This window comes from Capnocytophaga genosp. AHN8471 (assembly GCF_016806945.1).
In the GTDB taxonomy this organism is placed as follows: Bacteria; Bacteroidota; Bacteroidia; order Flavobacteriales; family Flavobacteriaceae; genus Capnocytophaga; species Capnocytophaga periodontitidis.
This window is the reverse complement of the sequence record NZ_JAESPJ010000033.1, coordinates 1-17,817: the sequence shown is the minus strand read 5'-3', so window position 1 is coordinate 17,817 and position 17,817 is coordinate 1. Positions and strand designations below refer to the sequence as shown.

Annotated in this window: 17 protein-coding genes; 13 read left to right on the top strand and 4 right to left on the bottom strand. The window is 36.8% G+C overall.

Features of this window, described 5'->3' with window-relative positions:
* Positions 1-324 precede the first annotated feature (324 nt).
* Complete coding sequence (locus JMN12_RS13875; protein WP_009414064.1) at positions 325-1,011, top strand: TIGR00730 family Rossman fold protein; 687 nt, start codon at positions 325-327, stop codon at positions 1,009-1,011.
* A gap of 5 nt (positions 1,012-1,016) precedes the next feature.
* Positions 1,017-3,335, top strand: a complete 2,319-nt coding sequence (locus tag JMN12_RS13870; RefSeq protein WP_203139829.1) for a WG repeat-containing protein — start codon at positions 1,017-1,019, stop codon at positions 3,333-3,335.
* A gap of 211 nt (positions 3,336-3,546) precedes the next feature.
* Here JMN12_RS13870 and JMN12_RS15505 read toward each other — a convergent pair whose 3' ends face one another.
* Positions 3,547-3,669 carry a hypothetical protein gene (locus JMN12_RS15505; protein WP_262896526.1) on the bottom strand — a complete coding sequence of 41 codons (123 nt, stop codon included), beginning with the start codon at positions 3,667-3,669 and terminating at the stop codon, positions 3,547-3,549.
* Positions 3,670-3,904: 235 nt separating this feature from the next.
* Here JMN12_RS15505 and nagB point away from each other — a divergent pair, with 235 nt between their 5' ends.
* Positions 3,905-5,848, top strand: a complete 1,944-nt coding sequence (gene nagB, locus JMN12_RS13865) for a glucosamine-6-phosphate deaminase (RefSeq protein WP_009414067.1) — start codon at positions 3,905-3,907, stop codon at positions 5,846-5,848.
* Positions 5,849-6,072: 224 nt separating this feature from the next.
* Here nagB and dnaJ read toward each other — a convergent pair whose 3' ends face one another.
* From dnaJ to JMN12_RS13850, 3 genes are all read right to left on the bottom strand, one after another.
* Positions 6,073-7,191, bottom strand: coding sequence for a molecular chaperone DnaJ (dnaJ, locus tag JMN12_RS13860; RefSeq protein ID WP_203139827.1), 1,119 nt, complete (start codon positions 7,189-7,191; stop codon positions 6,073-6,075).
* Between the two features lie 10 nt (positions 7,192-7,201).
* Positions 7,202-7,783, bottom strand: coding sequence for a nucleotide exchange factor GrpE (locus JMN12_RS13855; RefSeq protein WP_410494250.1), 582 nt, complete (start codon positions 7,781-7,783; stop codon positions 7,202-7,204).
* Between the two features lie 486 nt (positions 7,784-8,269).
* Positions 8,270-9,130, bottom strand: coding sequence for a helix-turn-helix transcriptional regulator (locus JMN12_RS13850; RefSeq protein ID WP_203139823.1), 861 nt, complete (start codon positions 9,128-9,130; stop codon positions 8,270-8,272).
* 96 nt (positions 9,131-9,226) lie between these two features.
* On the opposite strand from JMN12_RS13850, the gene JMN12_RS13845 reads away from it, so the two are divergent.
* The 10 genes from JMN12_RS13845 to JMN12_RS13800 all read left to right on the top strand — a co-directional run bounded on the left by JMN12_RS13845 (position 9,227) and on the right by JMN12_RS13800 (position 17,317).
* Complete coding sequence (locus tag JMN12_RS13845; protein ID WP_198467733.1) at positions 9,227-9,598, top strand: DUF2493 domain-containing protein; 372 nt, start codon at positions 9,227-9,229, stop codon at positions 9,596-9,598.
* Between the two features lie 359 nt (positions 9,599-9,957).
* The gene (locus JMN12_RS13840) at positions 9,958-10,245 is read left to right on the top strand and encodes a hypothetical protein (RefSeq protein WP_203082326.1); all 288 of its coding nucleotides are present in this window, start codon (positions 9,958-9,960) and stop codon (positions 10,243-10,245) included.
* 55 nt (positions 10,246-10,300) lie between these two features.
* Positions 10,301-11,254 (top strand): hypothetical protein, encoded by a 954-nt coding sequence (locus tag JMN12_RS13835; protein WP_203139821.1) that lies wholly within the window; start codon positions 10,301-10,303, stop codon positions 11,252-11,254.
* A gap of 1,151 nt (positions 11,255-12,405) precedes the next feature.
* Positions 12,406-12,918 (top strand): hypothetical protein, encoded by a 513-nt coding sequence (locus JMN12_RS13830; protein WP_088593702.1) that lies wholly within the window; start codon positions 12,406-12,408, stop codon positions 12,916-12,918.
* 11 nt (positions 12,919-12,929) lie between these two features.
* Positions 12,930-13,613 carry a hypothetical protein gene (locus JMN12_RS13825; RefSeq protein WP_238423925.1) on the top strand — a complete coding sequence of 228 codons (684 nt, stop codon included), beginning with the start codon at positions 12,930-12,932 and terminating at the stop codon, positions 13,611-13,613.
* A gap of 130 nt (positions 13,614-13,743) precedes the next feature.
* Complete coding sequence (locus tag JMN12_RS13820) at positions 13,744-14,292, top strand: hypothetical protein (protein ID WP_203139819.1); 549 nt, start codon at positions 13,744-13,746, stop codon at positions 14,290-14,292.
* Positions 14,293-14,315: 23 nt separating this feature from the next.
* On the top strand, positions 14,316-15,032 hold the full coding sequence (locus tag JMN12_RS13815; RefSeq protein ID WP_238423924.1) for a hypothetical protein: 717 nt from the start codon (positions 14,316-14,318) through the stop codon (positions 15,030-15,032).
* Between the two features lie 17 nt (positions 15,033-15,049).
* Positions 15,050-15,697, top strand: a complete 648-nt coding sequence (locus tag JMN12_RS13810) for an SH3 domain-containing protein (protein WP_203139817.1) — start codon at positions 15,050-15,052, stop codon at positions 15,695-15,697.
* A 228-nt stretch (positions 15,698-15,925) separates the two neighbouring features.
* On the top strand, positions 15,926-16,639 hold the full coding sequence (locus tag JMN12_RS13805; protein ID WP_238423923.1) for a hypothetical protein: 714 nt from the start codon (positions 15,926-15,928) through the stop codon (positions 16,637-16,639).
* A 354-nt stretch (positions 16,640-16,993) separates the two neighbouring features.
* A complete protein-coding gene (locus JMN12_RS13800) occupies positions 16,994-17,317 on the top strand; it encodes a carboxypeptidase-like regulatory domain-containing protein (protein WP_203081786.1) in 324 nt (107 codons plus the stop codon).
* Positions 17,318-17,817: the final 500 nt, after the last annotated feature.

The following is a 17,817-nucleotide window of genomic DNA, read 5'->3' as shown; positions in this document are numbered from 1 at the left end:
AATTTACTAATTTCTCGCAGCGTCTCTCCGAGCCCCTCAGAGCCCCTCAGAGACCTCAGATTTTTCACTTCTCACTCCCTTCGCCGTCAGGCGAAAATTCGTGTAAATTCGTGAAATTCGTGGGCAAAAAAACTCTTGCAGCGCCAGCTGCCCAACATCACTCGGCATTCGTCACTCGGAAATTTTCAGAGTTTCTCTGAAAACTCCATTGATTACACTGATATTCAATAACTTTTTGCGGCTAGTCCCCCTTCGGGGAAGTCTGCGAGAGCAGAGTATGTGGGGGGCCATCTTTTAACTTTTAACACTTAATTCAAAATTCAAATGAAAAAACATTCTAAAGTTTGGAACGAAACCAAAACACACGACTCTTGGTCTATTTTTAAAATAATGGGTGAATTTGTTCACGGTTATGAACAAATGAGCTCCATAGGCCCCTGCGTATGCATCTTCGGATCTGCACGCATCAATCCCGGAACCCCCTACTACGACCTCACCGTGCGTATTGCCCAAAAAATAGTCGACGAAGGCTTTGGCATCATCACTGGCGGAGGCCCCGGCATTATGGAAGCCGGAAACAAAGGCGCTCACCTCAACAAAGGCGTATCTGCCGGACTCAATATCGACCTGCCCTTCGAGCAAACCAACAACCCTTATATTGACCACGACAAGAACATCAAATTCAACTATTTCTTTGCGCGCAAAGTAATGTTTGTGAAATACTCCAAAGCCTTCATCGCTATGCCAGGTGGCTTTGGCACCCTCGACGAACTTTTCGAAACTCTCACCCTCGTACAAACCCATAAAATCGACAAAATCCCTATCATTTTAGTAGGCACAGACTATTGGAGCGGACTTGTAGAGTGGATAAAAACAATATTGTTAGAAAAATTCAACAACATCAGTCCCGAAGACTTAGATTTGTTCCATTTGGTAGACACCGAAGACCAAGTCATTAAAGTCATCGAAGACTTCTATTTCAACAAACAACAACTAAAACCAAATTTCTAAAAAAAATGAAACTCTTTGCTCTATTTTTACTTACCTTAGCTTGGGCTTGCCACCCTTCCAACAGCAACACACCTCAATCCGAATTTACCATCAACGATTGGGGTGCTCAATACGATGAAATAAGAATAGCCGATGAAGATGAGCAACTTGTCTATATAAACAAAGGTGATAAATGGGGCTTAGCAAGGTATGATGGCAAGGTAATATTTCCTCCTAAGTACGATAATATACATATTACAGTTGCTAAATACAAAAAAGTTGAAAATATTATCAATCCGGTAATTGCAATCCTTACTCTTAACGGCAAAGAAGCTTTGTATAGGGTTTGGCCATCAAATTGTGATCATTACCACAATTGTGATAAAACTGAGATGGCTCCTTTTGCTTATAACTTTCAGTCGTCTGTGAATGATTCTGACCGTTTAGGCATCATAATTGCACGAAATGAAAAGAATTATTTTAGCCTTTTTAATCTGGAAGGTACAGAATTATTAACTCCTTTGTACGAAGATCTTATAATTAAAGATACTTTGTTGTATGGCTATTTGAACCATCATTGGGAGGTATATAATTGGTGGGGAACCGAGTTTATCAGTTCTGAAGAAAAGCCTGCCGACCCTAATTGCGGTATCATTCCTTTTATGCACAATGATAAGTGGGGAGCTTTCAACCTCAAAACCCAAGATAGCATTCCTAATGAATACGAGCTGTTTGATGCCTATGATGAGTATTACGAATGTGCTCGCGTCAAGAAAAACAACAAATGGGGCTACCTCAATACCAAAGGCGAAGAATATATCCCTATAAAATACGATACACTCGGAACATTTCAAGATTTTGGTGAGGAAAAAGCAATAGCCATAGCACGCCTACAAAATAAATGGGGTGCCATTGATACCGACGGGAATATTGCCATTCCGTTTGTATACGAAGCTATTGTAAATAACCTCGATAATCATTATTACAGAAAGGTGAAAAAAGATAATCAATGGGGATTGCTCACCTGTGAAGGAAAAATGGCTTTGCCACCAAAATATGAAGATATCAAAGATTTTTTCTATGGATTTTCTGAAGACGATGATAATGAAGCCTTTTTTGTAAAACAAAAAAACAAATGGGGCATTGTAAAAACCTTTACAAAAGAAGTGTTACTCCCTCCCATTTACGATAGCATACAAACAATCGAAAATTATGAGCTACTAAAACTGTGGAAAAACGGCAAACAAGGCTATGCCGATGCCATCACGTACAAAGTGCTCATCAATCCTATATATGAGGAAGCCCTTTATTTCATCAACAATTGCGCAAGTGTAAAAAAACAAGGAAAGTGGGGTGCTATCAATCGCAAACAACAAGTAGTGATACCCTTTGAGTACGATTCGTTAGGACATTGCGCTCATCATCGATTCTTAATAACAAAAAATGGTAAAAAAGGACTTATAACCGACAAAAATATCCTCATAACTCCACTGTACGACGATTTAAAAAGAGATTTTCAAGGGTTTGCTTTTGCTAAAACAGCAGGAAAATGGCAAATCATCAACGAAATAACTGGAAAATCCCTCACCAAACCTATTTACGATGCAATAGAAGGATTAAATGTAGGATATGAAACATCCGAAGGTGAAAATGAAGACACCTTTGAGTACACCTTTTTTGATGAAACCTATTACCAAATTTTTACAGTAAAGAAAAATAACAAATACGGTTGGGTAAACAACCAAGGAAAAGAACTTACTCCTATAAAATACGATGAAATAAGCCACAGTTACGGCGGACTTAGTGTCGTAAAAGTAGGGAATAGCTATGGTATTATCAACCTTGAAGGAAAAGAAATATTGCCGCCTATATACGATGATATCAAAAAAATTAATGAAGATAAAATAAAAACTGGATACGAAAAAGGAAGTATCAATTATGCTACACAAAAAATTACTTTCAACACCCAAAAAAGGGCGTGGCAAAAATATCTTGCCGTGCGAAAGAAAAATAAGTGGCAGCTCATCGATAAAAACGGAAAAGCCATTACTTCTTTGAAATACGATGTCCTATCCAATGAAACAATGGATTTTAACTCAGGGTTGGGTATTAACCAGATTATACCTTTTTTTGTAGGTGGCAGGTGGGGTTTTGTGAGACCAGATGGATCGGAAATACCCCCTCGCTATGACAGAATCATAAGTCACGATAACAATTTTATAAAAGTAACCACAAATAGCAGTAAAGTTTTGGGGGTAATTTATGGTGAATTCTACATCGATTATTGGGGAGTATGCCAACAAAACTGCTACAATGCCCCCGCCGATCACCCCAAACAAGAATAAATCTCAGTGCTAAAGTCCCCCATTCCTCACTTATAATCAAAATTATAGTCAATCAGAATTGCTTTACAAAATTTGCATCGTCAATCCCCTGCCCGTGCGGCTCGCACCTTTGCCAAAGTTGACTACTCTGATTATCAATAATTTTTGAAGTATGTTATGTAGGGGCGTTTTGCAAACGCCCACATAAATAAAACTTTTCGGACACCTTCTTTTATCTCACATCACAAAGCAATCCAAAAACCCTCAAAATCACTGCTCCCACCCCTCCCACCCCTCTCACCATTCCCACCTTTCCCACTGCTCCCACCGCTCCCACTACTCCCACTACTCCCATTCCTCCCACCACCCCCCTTTCCGGCTTGTCCCCCTTCGGGGGTTCGGGGGCCCTCGTCTCTCGTCATTCGTCCCTCGTCATTCGTCCCTCGTCATTCGCCCCTCGTCATTCGTCCCTCGTCATTCGTCCCTCATCATTATAATAAAATGTTAATTTTTTTTGTATAAATCATAAAAAAGATATACCTTTGCAGGGTCAAATCTGAAATTATTATAACATCATTTATCAATAAAAAATGAGAACACATATCAGAAAAGAAGTTTCATCAATCGCTCATCAGCCCGCCGGCTCCGTTGAGGAAACTCGTTTCGAGAAAATCCACAACATCATCTTCTCGAACTCAGTAACCGCTTCAATTAGTGTCGCACACGAAATCGCCGACCTTATCAAAAAGAAACAAGCCGAAGGCAAAAAATGCGTATTAGGCTTAGCCACTGGATCCTCTCCAGTAAAAGTTTACGACGAACTTGTGCGTATGCACAAAGAAGAAGGCCTTAGCTTCAAAAACGTAATTACCTTCAACTTAGACGAGTATTATCCAATGGAAAAACAGGATATACAAAGTTATTGGTACTTTATGCACGAACACCTCTTCAACCATATTGATATCCCAAAAGAAAATATCAATATCCCTAACGGAACCGTATCTCACGACGAGTTAGAAGCCTACTGCGCTAATTACGATAAAAAAATCCAAGATTGCGGCGGAATCGATTTCCAACTCCTCGGTATCGGTCGTACAGGCCACATCGGCTTCAACGAACCTGGTTCTAACCGCAACTCCGGTACCCGCATCATCACCCTCGACCATATCACACGCGCCGACGCCGCCGAAACCTTCCACGGTATCGACAATGTACCTCGTCAAGCCATTACAATGGGTATACGCACCGTGTTAAAAGCTCATCGCATCGTATTGCTTGCTTGGGGTAGTAGTAAAGCATCTATCGTAGCCAAAGCCGTCGAAGGCGATATCACCCCCGAAGTACCTTCAAGCTACCTACAACTCCACGAAAACACTACTTTTGTATTAGACGAAGAAGCTTCTTCCGACCTCATCCGTATCAAAACCCCTTGGCTCGTTACCGATGTACAGTGGAACGAAGACCTCAAAGCGAAAGCTATCGTTTGGCTTTGCGAACACCTTAATAAAACAATCCTCAAACTCACCGATTCCGATTACAACGAGTACGGTATGTCCAAACTCTTGGCTGAATCAGGTCCTGCTTACGATTTGAACATCGCTATGTTCAACCGCTTGCAACACACCATTACTGGATGGCCAGGAGGTAAACCTAATGCCGACGATACAAACCGCCCTGAACGCGAACATCCTCACAAAAAACGCGTAATCATCTTCAGCCCTCACCCCGACGACGACGTGATTTCTATGGGTGGTACTTTCGACCGCTTAGTCTCTCAAGGTCACGAAGTACACGTCGCTTACCAAACTTCCGGTAACTTTGCCGTATCCGACCACGAAGCACTTAAATTCGCCGAAGTATTCAAAGATATAGCCAAAGAAAACAAAGCCGAAGTAGCCGTAATCAACGAGATTATTAGCAACATCACCAACAAAAAATCCAACGAAATCGATAGCCTCCTCGTACGCCAACTCAAAGGCAACATCCGTCGCCACGAATCATTGGCTGCTACACGCTACGAAGGAGTTCCTGATAAACACGTACACTTCCTCAACTTGCCTTTCTATGAAACAGGTGGCGTGAAAAAGAACCCTATAGGTGAAGCCGATATCAAAATCATTATGGATTTGATTGAAGAAGTAAAACCTCACCAAATCTATGCCGCTGGTGACCTCGCCGACCCTCACGGTACTCACAAAGTATGTCTTGACGCTATCTTTGCTGCTTTGAAAAACTTAAAACACAAAGATTATATGAAAGACTGCTGGGTATGGTTATACCGTGGAGCTTGGCACGAATGGGATATCCACGAAATCGAAATGGCAGTCCCTATGAGTCCCACACAAGTACTCAAAAAACGTCAAGCCATCTTCTTCCATCAATCTCAAAAAGATGGTGCTATGTTCCAAGGAGACGACTTGCGCGAATTCTGGCAACGCGCCGAAGCTCGTAACAGCGAAACCGCTCGTCGTTACCGCAATTTAGGCTTCGCCGACTATGCCGCTATCGAAGCTTTCAAACGTTACTTCTTCTAAGAATTTAATAATTTTTTTATAGAAGAAACTTTCTAAAAAGTTTATAAAAATAAAATGAGGTTATCTAACAATAGATAGCCTCATTTTTATTCATTACATCTAATTTTCTAATCCCCCTCCGAGATCCTCCAAGTCTCTCTGAGATTTTCCCTCCCTCGTCTCTCGTCATTCGTCTCTCGTCATTCGTCTCTCGTCATTCGTCTCTCGTCTCTCGTCATTCATTTTCACGAAAACATTTCTTTTACTTTCTCAAAGAACGACTTGTCGTTCTTATCAGGTTTAGGACTGAAATGCTCATCCTCTTGCATCTTTTTAAAGAAATCTTTTTGCTCGTCGTTCAAGTGTTTAGGAGTCCATACATTCACGTGAACAATCAAATCACCTGTTGCGCGTCCTTGCAAGTTAGGGATACCTTTACCGCGCAAACGCAGTATTTTCCCCGATTGTATGCCCTCTTCTAATTTGATGCGCACCTTGCCTGTTACCGTTTCTATTTCCTTAGTAGCTCCTAAAACAGCTTCAGGAAAACTGATATACAAATCGTAATGCAAGTTATCCCCTTCGCGTTTAAGGGTTTCGTGTTCTTGTTCTTCAATGAGAATCAGAAGGTCACCAGGCACACTATTCTTCACAGGAGCTTCATTCCCCTTGCCACTCATACTGAGCTGAATGCCCTCCATCACCCCTGCTGGGATATTGATAGAGATAGTCTCTTCAACCGTTTTCAAACCTTGTGAATCAGTATCAGCACCGCGTTTATCAATCACCTCACCAGTGCCGCCACAAGCAGTACAAGTAGATGCCGTTTGCATCATACCAAGCATTGTATTCACTTGTCGCACCACCTGTCCGCGACCATTACACGTTGGGCAAGTTTTGTAAGTTGTATCTTCAGCTTTTACTTTGCGGCGTACTTTTATTTTCTTCTCAGTACCTTTTACAACGTCTTCTAAGGTAACTTTCACACGTATACGCAAGTTTTCACCTTTCACATATACCTGCTGACTGCTGCCTCCAAAACCGCTAAAACCACCAAAATTCCCTGAAAAATGACCGCCAAATATATCGCCAAACTGACTGAATATATCGTCCATTGAGAAACCACCGCCTCCCATACCACCTTCAAAGGCAGCGTGACCAAAGCGGTCGTACTGAGCGCGTTTGTTCTCATCGCTGAGCACCTCGTAGGCTTCAGCAGCTAATTTAAAATTCTCTTCAGCTTGTTTGTCTCCAGGATTCTTGTCAGGGTGATATTTTAATGCTTGTTTGCGGTATGCTTTTTTTATTTCGGCAGCCGTAGCTGTTTTCTGTACTTCTAATATCTCGTAGTAATCTCTTTTCATTTTAACCTTCTTATTGTGCTACTACTACTTTAGGAAAACGTATTATTTTATCACCTAATTTGTAGCCTGCTTGCACTACATCCACTATTCTGCCTTTATATTCAGGCGATGGTGCAGGAATGAGCGTAATTGCCTCGTGAATTTCACTGTCGAATACATCGTTTGGAGCAACGTCCATACGCTCTAAACCTTTAGATTTTAGTGTATTGATAAGTTTGTTGTAGATGAGTTTCACCCCTTGTAGCGTATTCTCATCTGCTGTTTTAGAGAGTTCCACCAAAGCACGGTCAAAATCATCTACTATAGGCAACATAGCTGACAAAATGTCCTTTCCTGCAGTAGCGATTAACTCCTCACGTTCCTTAATAGTTCTACGGCGGTAGTTGTCAAACTCGGCAAACAAACGCAAATAGCGATCTCTTTCCTTGTTGAAATACTCATCCGTTTTTTCAGGTTCGTTGGGGTCTTTATACATAATCTGCTCTTCATCAGTAGGTTCTGAAGTATGAGCAGGTTCTTCTTCTAATGGAGGCTGTTCAATAGGTTCTTCCTCTACTGGAACAGGATCTTCCTCTACCGGAGGTTGCTCTATAGGCGCTTCTTCCTCTGTTTCAGGCTCTTCTTCCTCTGTTTCAGACTCTTCTTCCTCTTCTTCAGACTCTTCTTTTTCAAAAGGCTCCTCAGACTCTTCTTCCTCTTCTTCAGGTTCTTCCTCTTCTTCTGGCTCTTCCTCTTCTTCAGGTTCTTCCTCTTCTCCTGCTTCAGGCTCTTCCGATTCTTCTTCTGTTTCAGGTTCTTCTTCTTCTTCAAAAGAGTCGTCGTCGTCTTCTAAGTCAAAAGGCATCTCGTCCTCATCGGAGTCATAAAAGTCCTCATCTTCAGGAATTTCTACTGTTTCGTACATATCCTCTTCAGGAGTGTAATCCACAGGGTCTTGTTCAAATTCAAAATCGTCTTTGTTAATATCTTCAGTACTCATAATGATTCTTATTAGATTTATTTCGTATTTTGATAGCAAACAATTTGCCATTTACAAAAACAGTGCCATTTTGGCAGTTTGAGCCACTCGTACAATTGTTTACCTCCACTCTACCCTACTGCCGTACGATTGTATTTCCTTCACAAAATCGGGAGTAATTTTCAAGTGCAGTTTGAGCACAATTTCATCTTCAGTTTCACTCATCACCTCTTGCGAAGAGTGCAAAGGCATCGCTTTGAGGTATTCAGCGGGGTTAGGCACAAAAAGCGAGTCGGTAGGTAACTTTTTAAAGGCGAGCACCACCTCTTCCGCTTGCGTACGCTCGTTGTCTATCCACGCCCCAAAACTATCGTCAAAAAAGTGCTCTACGCCCTCCGGTACAGGATGCTGAAACTTCACCCCCCGCTCATCGTCTAAGTGCTTAATTCTATCCAAGCCAAACACCCGCAACGCTTCTTTCTCCACATCCCACGCTAATACATACCAACGTCTTTGCGCTTCTTTCAGCAAATAAGGCTCTATCGTGCGCACCACCGGCTGTTTGTTTTTATCCCAAAACTTATAGTAATGCAACGCTACCTGTCGCTTTTCTTTGATAGCCCTAAGCAGCGGCGACAAATATTCCGTACCCGCAGGCAATCGCTTTTCAAACTGAATAACCTCAGAAAGATTGCCATAATTCTGCAACGCTCTAAACACATCAAACGCTTCTAATAAATTCTGAGTATAGAGGTCGTTATCTTCTGTGATTTCGTATGCTTTAAGAGAGTTGTTATACTCAATTTTTATGTGGTAGATTTTCTCAATATCTTGTTTATCACGGAGAAAAGTACGATCAGTAAACATCTCAAGATCGCAATATTCGTCACTTTTTTGTAAAGCTCTTATCAAATCTTCATACGAATGAGGCTTCATACGCAGGCGTTCCACAATAAAACGGTGTCTTAAAAACTTCTTCATTTTATTATTTTTTTGCAAATATACAAACTTTTTTCTTCAAGCGACAGTTTTTGTCGCCCTTGCTATCGACTTTTGCCCCAACAAATAACGATTTATATGAATATAGCCATTGTTGGGGGACGTGATTTTAGCGATTACACCCTACTGAAAGAAAGTATTTTAGCGTATATCAACACGCACGAAAAACCCGAAAATATCGTATCGGGTGGTGCTAAAGGAGCCGACACTCTCGCCGCACAATTTGCTGCCGAGATGGGTATTCCTCTCCTCGTTTTCAAACCCGACTATCGAAAGTATGGGCGTGGGGCTACCCTTGTGCGCAACACCCAAATTATTGAAAATGCTGAAGTGGTTTTTGCCTTCTGGGACGGACAGTCAAAAGGCACTAACGACAGCATTAAAAAAGCCAAAAAGATTGAAAAAGAGCTACATATCATCAAGTACAAACAAAGCATTCTTACCTCTTAACTCTTACCTCATAGCTAAAAAAACAAGGCAAAAGGACGTACTTATCATTTTATTTTGTATATTTGCTGGCAGAAACTCATAAAACATATTTTATAGTAAAAACTAGATAAACACAAAATAAACATATTAGTAGCGTTTCGCTTTTATTTTCTAAGCTCGAAATACGACCAATTTTTCAATAGTGTACAGAAAGTAAAGACGGAAGCGTTCGCGTATGCGGGCGTTCCTTTTGCTTTACACTATGCCTTTGGTCGGGCAACGAGCTAAGTAAAACGGGATGCCCGCAAACTATTTTTGTAAAACATTGGGGAAGCCGAAAACCATTTAGAGTAGGCACTCACTAAAAACTATATTTAATTATGTTACATTGTAAATGGTGTGGAAAACCTTTAAAAGATGGGAGGATTGTAAGATCTTCAAGAGAAAATGTCATTGAATGGATAGCAAGTGATAACGTCTATTGCTCTTCAAGATGTAGAGATGCACACGAAAAAACGCTTCAAAGGAGGGATGAGAATGCACCTCCTAAAAAGAAAACATCAATTTTGTTACGGATTCTTTTATTCCCTTTCAAAGTAATTTGGTGGGTTTTAAAATTCTTCTGGAAAATTATTGGTAAACAAAATTATATGAATGCAGATATATAATAAATCAGTATATTTGCACAATCAAACATAAAGTAATAACTAAAACAATAATAGTATGAGTAAAATAGAAAATCATTCTATTTTTGGAAGTTACTCCCAAAACGAAAATAGAGTAACTGCTGCCCTTTTACAAATCTTAAAAATAGGCGGCACAGAGTTCATTTCCGATTTTATAGCAAGTATCGAAGAAGTTGAATTTCCATCAAAGGAAATCAACATTACTACTCAAACAGGTGAGGAAAATAATGTATATGATGGTTTGTTAGAGTGCGACTTTTCTTTCAGAATATTCATTGAAAGTAAAATAGGAAATAACAAAGTTGATAAAAAACAACTTAATGGACTCATTCAAAATGCCCAATTACACCCAAAAACCTACATTATCTACATCACTTCCGATAGTAAAAAACCTCAAATTTTAAAGGACAAAGTTAATGATGTAGAGCGACTCTTTTGGATCAATTGGAAACGAGTAAATGACATTCTCAAGAATGAAATAGTAAAACCAGAGTCAGAAGTACTATCTTTTCTTATCACTGAATTTGAAAAACTGCTTGAAGAATTTAACTTACTTGATAAACCTGAAGAAAGGGTACAAATAGCTGCAGGTGGTTTTGGTGAAAACATTGCAGAAAAATACCTTTTTTATGCTTGTCAAAATGAAAGAAGTAGCAAAGAAAGTGGTTATTTAGCTTTCTATCATAAAAAAGCAATCAAAAGCCTATTCAAAATAGAAAATGTAAAAGACAATACAGACTTGAATGAAGAGGCAAAAAACAATGAAAAAGTAGCTCAATATCTTAAAGAACGAGATACTACTTATAGAGGGGATAGACGCAAGTTTTATCTCCTAAGAAAAGTCATCCCAGAAGATATAGGAAAAAAAGAACTTCCTCAAATTAATATCATTCACAAAGGAGAAGGTAGAGGAAAAGCTTATACAATGGGGGTTTATCGTTACACTACTATTGATAAATTCCTAAAGGCTGAAACTACTACTGATTTATAGGAATAATAAAACACCCCAAAGCACAATGCCTTGGGGTGTTTTATTATTATCCTAATAGTATTCTCTATTTGTTCAATTCATCATAATTCACACCTTGATAATCAGTTGTTTTTGAATTATGTTATGTAGGAAAGTCAGCGATAGCTAAGTATGTGCTGCAACACCTACACAAATAAAACCTTTCGGACAGCCTCAGCCGTTAAAATTCCGCATACTACCTATTCCCATACAAAAAAGCAAATAATCCATTTATTTTTGTATCTTTGCCCAAACTCCCTGAATTTTAGCAGCTTTTTCATTCAAATAATTTCTGAGTATTTATGTTTTTAAGAAAATACAGTCACAATATATACAAAGCACAAGTAGTGTTATTTCTGGTATTTATATTTCTAACTGCTGTATATTACAACTATCCACAAGCACATCGCTTTTTCAATAGAATGTGGTATGAAAATTTTTCTTTCAGTTTTGATTATCTATTTTCAGCTATAATGACAGTATTGTTCGCTTGTTTTTTTTGGATAATATTAGTGTATCCTTTCATTCTTCTATTTTCTATATTTTTTATGAAAATGGGATGGAAAAAGATAATTGTATTGCTAATTCTCTCTCTAATAAGCTTTTTTTGTGAATTTTCTCTATACACCATACCCAATCAACGAATGTTTAAGGAGAGAAGAAAACAAAATCCCAATGAAATTCCCACTGAGCAAACTCAAAAAGTAAATGACAATTACCAAATTCGATTACAAAATTTGCGTCACAACACTTTGCCAAAGTTTTAATTGCTTGTCGTGCTACGACCTTTGGCAAAGTTGATTAAGACTTTTAATTCACCGTCAGGTAAAAATTCGTGAGATAATACAAAGCAAAGAGTTCTATACACCCCCAATTTCGTGAAAATTCGTGTTTCACATACCCAGCTGCGCCAGCTCGCTGGCTTTGTGGGAGCTTATCTCTATAAATTACCCCTATTTAGCCTCACAATCCACAAAACCCAGCAGCGCCAGCCGCCAATCCCTCCGCACCATCTTATGTTAATTCTTACTTGTCAATTGTTAATTGAATTAGCTCTTCACATTAATTTTTTTTGATTTCCACTAAAAAATCATTACCTTTGTCAGCATATTAGCTTTTAAATTCCTAAACAGATGAGATTTTACTTGTTACTAATCGCTTTTTCATTCTTTTTTTGCTCTACCCAACAACAGAAAAGCAACAAAAATACCATAGAGAAAGCACAAAAATCCAATGAAAATGAAATTCTGAAAATTAAATATTTTTATGTGAAACCTGACATTCCTATAAATGTTGGTAAAGTAGCATTAGAGAGAGTTGAAATTACTAAAAATAGATATTTAATCTATAAAGAAAATTATAATGAGGGCGTTCAGCTTAAAAATTCTATTATAGTGGATATCCCTTTCAATGCAGATAGTCTTTTTTCATCAATACCTGAAGCATTTCTCAATAATGCTAAAGTATATCCTTTTCTAAATTTTAAAAATAGTTATAATCGCAGCTATGAACGTTTCCTTCTTTTTAGGCAGAAAGATACTATTGTATGGAATATTAAATACCAACTGCTCCCTGAAGATTTCGTTTTCTACAAGAATTTTAAAGAATTCCGATTGGAACAATTAAGAAATAAGAGAATTAAATAAACTCCCTAAAGATGAAAAAAATCATTATACTAATTTTAATAATTGCGGTGGCTTGCCGTAATTCTCAACAAAATAATAAAGCAGACGCGCCTCTTGAGGAGCAAGTTCCGCTAAATGAGGATATCATCTCTGAAGAAAATCCTCAGGAAAATACTCCTGAAATAAATCTGGATTACCAAGCATTTATAGAAAATAAAAATGATACAACCAATATAAATAGAAAAGAGTTATATAAAATCTTTAAATATGATGAGTTTTATCCCAGAGAGGGCTATTATCAAATTCCGTATTATGGTTGTCCTTACAAAGGGAATGAATTAGGAAATGCGAATGTCATTCTAATTCCCAAGACAAAAAGGTTTGATACCTATGCCATTACATCTAAATGCAGTGATAATGAGCCTTGTTGGGAAAAAGTAAGACAAGAAATATCATCGTTATCGATAGAAGAGCTCAACAAACATTTCAATGCAGTTATCTTCATTATAGGTAAAAAATATTTGAAATACACACCACATTTAGAGACATCTTATAATCCTAAATATCCTTATAAGGAAGATGCTTATGTTTTAGAAAATGGCAAATGGTCAATAAGAAAAACATATACTATTACAGATGAAATAGAACAAGAAATCCATAGGTTACAAGATAGATATATCGATAGTTTAGTAGAAGAGTATCGATTTCGGGAATAAAATTACAGTCAATCAGAATTAGATTGCAAAATTTGCATCACAACACTTTGCTAAAGTTTTAATTGCTTGTCGTGCTACGACCTTTGGCAAAGTCTATGATTTTAAATCTTTTATTATAAAAATAAAGAAAATGAAAACAAAATATTTTTTAGTAAGCTGTATATTTTTCATATTATTTTCTTGTAGAGCACAAGAAAATAACAATAGTATAACAAGATACTTCAATAAAGAAGAAAAAATCTATTTTGATATATCTGATAAAATACCTATGTCATCTTATATGATTCCAAAAGTAGGACATTTTACAATTTATTATATACCAAGATTAAAATCAGATATTGATTATTTGAAGAATTTTGAGAAAAATAACCAACTAAAGCCATTATATAATGAATTGTATGATTACCACTATTTTTCAGACACTGATAATAAGAAAATTGACAAAATACTGAAAGAAATGATAAAAAATGAGAAAAATTGGGGGATAATAGGTTTTTTTGTACCTATGAAATATGTAAGAGTAGATAGTGATGATGAATTTAGCATCTCATTCCCTTTTATAGGAAAATATTATCAAAAGAAGAGTGGAAAATGGCAGTTTCTATTTGAAAAGAAGGTAAAAAATGCAGAAGACGACTCTCACTTGTCAAGTAAAAAATATATAAATTCTCTTTTTTAAGAAAAATAAAGAAAATGAAAAATATGAAGAAATTACTAAACAGATGGTTTTGTTATACATTAGTGTTGCTATGTAGCACAATGTATGCACAACCTTGTACATTCAAAGATGTCATAGAGAGAACAACACATAATGTATCTTATGAAAAATACAACATTCATCTTGATATGTTGCAAGTTTTAAATGGTAAAAAAGATGACTTTTTAGGATTCATAGGGGTAAATCGCAAACGCTTGCGCATCACTTTCACCTCTATAAAAAAGAGTGAAGAAAACAAAGATGTCTATGAAGTAGAGGGTTTTAGCACTGTGATGAACAAAAACAAACGAACTTTCAAAGGAACTTTCTCTTTGCAGTCTCATTACAGACTTACAGAACCCGCTTTTGATGAGGATGAGCCTCTAAAAAAGGGAGAAGCAGAAGGTTTTTCCACTTTTTCATATACGCTAAAAGAAGACGAGAATCTTACAGCTACAGGTGTTTTTAAGGGAGAAATGCTTGTTCTTTGGTACAAGGAAATAAATAAAAAACCTGTATATACTGAACTATTTATTCAGAGTGACGGAAGTAGAAATTACCAATTTTTTGGCACTTGGACAAGTTATAAAACTAAAAAAACTTCGGTAGCCTCTTGGGGAGAAGATCGTATTCCCTGCTCTGGAGATTTTGATGGAGGTGATGGAACATTCTATCCAGATTCTAAATATTGGCAATATGGTTGGGAGGAGTTTAGGTATTAAAAAGAATTGAAAATAAAATGAAAAAAATACTATTAATACTATTAATTAGTTGCATATTTCAATGCAGAGCACAGCATCATAGAGATTTTGATACTGAAAAGGAATTTTTAGAGTTTTTATACAAGAATTCTAATAAAATTAAAGCCGATCCTGATGACTATTTTGATGAATTGTCTGAATGGGATTTGAGTAATAATACTTTAAAACAAAAAATGAAGATGCTATTTAAAAATGACAAAAATCTCAATCAAAAGTTAAAAGAATTAGAGGAAGCTCGTATTTTGTCATACAAATCTGCGTTATGGGATGTCAAATATACCTATCAACAATTTCATTATGTTGATGGTCCTGTTCTTGAATACCTTGTGCTTAGAGGGGATTTAGAGGTAAAAGAGATTATATTAAAGATTCTTAAAGACCCTAAAAGATCAAAATCTGACAAGGAAGATATTGAAGTATACTTAGAATTTTATGAATACTATATCTCTGACCCAGATGGTTATACCAATGTAAGAGAAGGTAAGAGTACTTCTTCTAAAATTATAGCTACAGTAGATTCAGGACTACCCATAAGAGTACTGGATACCACAGGAAATTGGTGGCAAGTAATGACAAAAGACAATGAAATAGGCTATATTCACAAGAGTAGAATTAAAAAGAGGTAAAATTCCCCATCGCTACACAGGCACTTTTCAAAAAGTCTCAAAATCACTTTTGCGTCACAACACTTTGTCAAAGTCCTTGGACTTTGACAAAGTCTATAAAACTGATAATCAATTACTTTTAGAGTATGTTATGTACGGGCGTTTTGCAAACGCCCACATAAATAAAACTTTTCGGACACCCTCATTTGATCTAAAATCTTTTAGTGAAAAATAAAGAAAATGAAAAATATGAAGAAATTACTAAACAGATGGTTTTGTTATACATTAGTGTTGCTATGTAGCGCGATATATGCGCAACCTTGTACTTTTGAGGATGTTGTAAAGGAAACAACTTATGATGTCCCTTATAAAAAATATACCGCTCCTCTTGATATGAAGAAAGTTTTAAATGGTAAAAAAGATAATTTCTTAGGATTTATAGGAGCTAATTATAAACGCTTGCGCATCACTTTCACTTCCATAAAGAAGAGTGAAGAAAACAAGAATGTATATGAGGTAGAGGGCTTTAGCACTGTGATGAATAAAAACAAACGAACTTTCAAAGGAACTTTTTCTTTACTTTCTCACTACAAATTTACCAAACCAGCTGACGATGATCCTCCTCTCCCTAAAAAGGGAGAAGTAGAAGGTTTTTCAACTTTTTCATACCAATTAACAGAAGACGAAAATCTTACAGCTACTGGCATTTTTAAAGGAAAGATGATTGTAATGTGGTTTAAAAAAGTAAATGCAGCTCCCGTTTATTATATTCCTTTCCACGATGATGGTGAAAGAAACTACCAATTTTTTGGCACTTGGACGAGTTATACTACTAAAAAAACTTCGGTAGCCTCTTGGGGAGAATATCGTATTCCCTGCTCTGGAGATTTTGATTTAGGAGATGGAGATTTTAGTCCTAATCCTGAATATTGGCAATATGGTTGGGAGGAATTTAGGTATTGAAGAAAAAATGAAAAACACCTTGATTAACATAATTAAAATAGCTATCTATCTACTCTCTATGTTTTTTATAGTGGGTTTTAATCTTGTTTACTTTTATATGGATAGGGATGTTCGCGATGCAACAATAGAAATATATGTATATGATAAAAAACATAATCCCATAACGAATTGTGAGTTTCTGTTAGAGAATACATCCTATAAAGAAGGTGAAACAACCTACACCATTAGAACGAACAACAAGGGGTATTTTAAAAGCGCAAGCATATCAATATACTCAACTAATAGCCACACTTTTCTTTACTCTCAGGAAATCCCTCAAAAAAGCACCAATTGCACTATCTTATACAATCAGTTATGAATCATATAATCAACAAAATAATTAAGATTTCTTTCTTCTTCTATATCATTTTTCTTGTGATAGTAGCAGCCTATAGTTATTATTTATTTGTATATGAAGCCCCTTGCGGAAGAACTATAGAGGGGACAGTATATGATAAACAGAAGAATATTATAAAAAATTATAAACTTTCTATTGAATATATAGAAACCACTCCTGACACTATAAAGTACGACGTTAAAACCAATGATGAAGGTTATTATAAACTTTTCTTTAAAGGAGATTGCAGAGTGAGAATATCAGCTCCTAACATACAACCTACTATCTACCACCTTTCTTGAGGAAAACAACCCAACAGAAAAATAAAAAAAGACTTTTTCATCGAACCCATCCAAGAAAGATAGAGTTTCTCTCTATATCATAGTACGTAACAGCTCTTCTTTAACAACACGTCTGGAATATTACCCCTTACCTTATAATTTCAAAAAAAGAAAAAGATTCCTGTTTTATAGTCAATAGCTAACACTATTAAATGAAGTATTTTTTCTGTTAAGTAGTCTGTATTACTGGCTTCTTCTATCCTAAAATAGTTACCTTTTGTATCTTCAACTATTTGAATAGATGTTTCTTCTGGATCTTTCTTCTGGATCTTTATATATCCTTTAGTTTTTTGTTTAAAGGAGCCCTATTCTAGTGATAGGGTTCTTTTTATTTTTAGAATTGTAGGAGGAAATCGGACGGGCAGACGACTCTGACAAGGCTGATTGGGAAGGAGTAATGGTGAGGAGCTGTGATGAGATTTGATGAAATGATGATATAATAAAAAAGAGCAACTCTATAT

What these genes read in the sequence shown, in the direction of transcription:
- JMN12_RS13825 (WP_238423925.1), top strand. Translation starts at nt 12,930, where the DNA reads ATGAAAAAAATCATTATACTAATTTTAATAATTGCGGTGGCTTGCCGT.
- JMN12_RS13830 (WP_088593702.1), top strand. Translation starts at nt 12,406, where the DNA reads ATGAGATTTTACTTGTTACTAATCGCTTTTTCATTCTTTTTTTGCTCT.
- JMN12_RS13870 (WP_203139829.1), top strand. Translation starts at nt 1,017, where the DNA reads ATGAAACTCTTTGCTCTATTTTTACTTACCTTAGCTTGGGCTTGCCAC.
- JMN12_RS13820 (WP_203139819.1), top strand. Translation starts at nt 13,744, where the DNA reads ATGAAAACAAAATATTTTTTAGTAAGCTGTATATTTTTCATATTATTT.
- dnaJ (WP_203139827.1), bottom strand. Translation starts at nt 7,191, where the DNA reads ATGAAAAGAGATTACTACGAGATATTAGAAGTACAGAAAACAGCTACG.
- JMN12_RS13810 (WP_203139817.1), top strand. Translation starts at nt 15,050, where the DNA reads ATGAAAAAAATACTATTAATACTATTAATTAGTTGCATATTTCAATGC.
- JMN12_RS13815 (WP_238423924.1), top strand. Translation starts at nt 14,316, where the DNA reads ATGAAGAAATTACTAAACAGATGGTTTTGTTATACATTAGTGTTGCTA.
- JMN12_RS13875 (WP_009414064.1), top strand. Translation starts at nt 325, where the DNA reads ATGAAAAAACATTCTAAAGTTTGGAACGAAACCAAAACACACGACTCT.
- JMN12_RS13845 (WP_198467733.1), top strand. Translation starts at nt 9,227, where the DNA reads ATGAATATAGCCATTGTTGGGGGACGTGATTTTAGCGATTACACCCTA.
- JMN12_RS13840 (WP_203082326.1), top strand. Translation starts at nt 9,958, where the DNA reads ATGTTACATTGTAAATGGTGTGGAAAACCTTTAAAAGATGGGAGGATT.
- JMN12_RS13835 (WP_203139821.1), top strand. Translation starts at nt 10,301, where the DNA reads ATGAGTAAAATAGAAAATCATTCTATTTTTGGAAGTTACTCCCAAAAC.
- JMN12_RS13800 (WP_203081786.1), top strand. Translation starts at nt 16,994, where the DNA reads ATGAATCATATAATCAACAAAATAATTAAGATTTCTTTCTTCTTCTAT.
- JMN12_RS15505 (WP_262896526.1), bottom strand. Translation starts at nt 3,669, where the DNA reads ATGGGAGTAGTGGGAGTAGTGGGAGCGGTGGGAGCAGTGGGAAAGGTG.
- JMN12_RS13850 (WP_203139823.1), bottom strand. Translation starts at nt 9,130, where the DNA reads ATGAAGAAGTTTTTAAGACACCGTTTTATTGTGGAACGCCTGCGTATG.
- nagB (WP_009414067.1), top strand. Translation starts at nt 3,905, where the DNA reads ATGAGAACACATATCAGAAAAGAAGTTTCATCAATCGCTCATCAGCCC.
- JMN12_RS13805 (WP_238423923.1), top strand. Translation starts at nt 15,926, where the DNA reads ATGAAGAAATTACTAAACAGATGGTTTTGTTATACATTAGTGTTGCTA.